Consider the following 1,465-nt stretch of genomic DNA (forward strand, 5'->3'; position numbering starts at 1 on the left):
GCCCTTCGGGGAAAGTTGAGACAGGTGGTGCATGGTTGTCGTCAGCTCGTGTCGTGAGATGTTGGGTTAAGTCCCGCAACGAGCGCAACCCTTGATCTTAGTTGCCAGCACATTATGGTGGGCACTCTAGGATGACTGCCGGTGACAAACCGGAGGAAGGTGGGGATGACGTCAAATCATCATGCCCCTTATGACCTGGGCTACACACGTACTACAATGGCCGATACAACGGGAAGCGAAACCGCGAGGTGGAGCCAATCCTATCAAAGTCGGTCTCAGTTCGGATTGCAGGCTGCAACTCGCCTGCATGAAGTCGGAATTGCTAGTAATCGCGGATCAGCATGCCGCGGTGAATACGTTCCCGGGTCTTGTACACACCGCCCGTCACACCACGAGAGTTTACAACACCCGAAGCCGGTGGGGTAACCCGCAAGGGAGCTAGCCGTCGAAGGTGGGGTAGATGATTGGGGTGAAGTCGTAACAAGGTAGCCGTATCGGAAGGTGCGGCTGGATCACCTCCTTTCTAAGGAAATACCCGAACCCGATGAGGTTCGGATAAACATGGCAGTTTATCGCATACTCGTTGTCAGTTTTGAAAGATTAATCGTCTTTCAACGGAAGTCCAAGAGATTAACTCAAGGGCCTTTAGCTCAGCTGGTTAGAGCGCACCCCTGATAAGGGTGAGGTCGGTGGTTCGAGTCCACTAAGGCCCACCATTATCGACTCTGAGAAGTCGGTACCCATTTATGGGGCCATAGCTCAGCTGGGAGAGCGCCTGCCTTGCAAGCAGGAGGTCAGCGGTTCGATCCCGCTTGGCTCCACCAAAGTAAATTTGTACCTTGAAAACTGGATAACGAAAGAAGAATTGCTGAAATATCCTTTAGCTGGGATTAGTTTTTAACAGTGAAGGTTGTTTCGAGATTGCGCAAGCAAGCCGAATCAATCGGAACTTAGGTTAAGCTAGTAAGAGCGCACGGAGGATGCCTAGGCACTAGGAGCCGAAGAAGGACGTGGCGAACAACGATACCGCCCCGGGGAGCCGTAAGCAGGCATTGATCCGAGGATTTCCGAATGGGGAAACCCAGCTGTCGTAATGGACAGTTACTTTCAACTGAATACATAGGTTGAAAAGAGGCATACCAGGGGAACTGAAACATCTAAGTACCCTGAGGAAGAGAAAACAAAAGTGATTCCGTCAGTAGCGGCGAGCGAACGCGGATTAGCCCAAACCAAGGAGCTTGCTCCTTGGGGTTGTAGGACGTCTCACATGGAGTTACAAAGGTGTTTGGTAGGCGAAGAGGTCTGGAAAGGCCCGCCAGAGCAGGTAAAAGCCCTGTAACCGAAAGCAAACACCCTCCGAGACGGATCCTGAGTACGGCGGGACACGAGAAACCCCGTCGGAATCCGGCAGGACCATCTGCCAAGGCTAAATACTCCCTAGTGACCGATAGTGAAGCAGTACCGT

Annotated in this window: 2 tRNA genes and 2 rRNA genes; all 4 read left to right on the plus strand. The window is 52.4% G+C overall.

What is annotated here, in order from left to right:
* Positions 1–523 (plus strand): 16S ribosomal RNA (locus tag AC0YN7_RS29645); the annotation flags it as partial.
* Between the two features lie 116 nt (positions 524–639).
* Positions 640–716: transfer RNA gene (locus AC0YN7_RS29650), tRNA-Ile, on the plus strand.
* 32 nt (positions 717–748) lie between these two features.
* Positions 749–824: transfer RNA gene (locus AC0YN7_RS29655), tRNA-Ala, on the plus strand.
* 129 nt (positions 825–953) lie between these two features.
* Positions 954–1,465: ribosomal RNA gene (locus AC0YN7_RS29660) — 23S ribosomal RNA — on the plus strand; the annotation flags it as partial.

This window comes from Paenibacillus sp. J31R122, assembly GCF_056269185.1.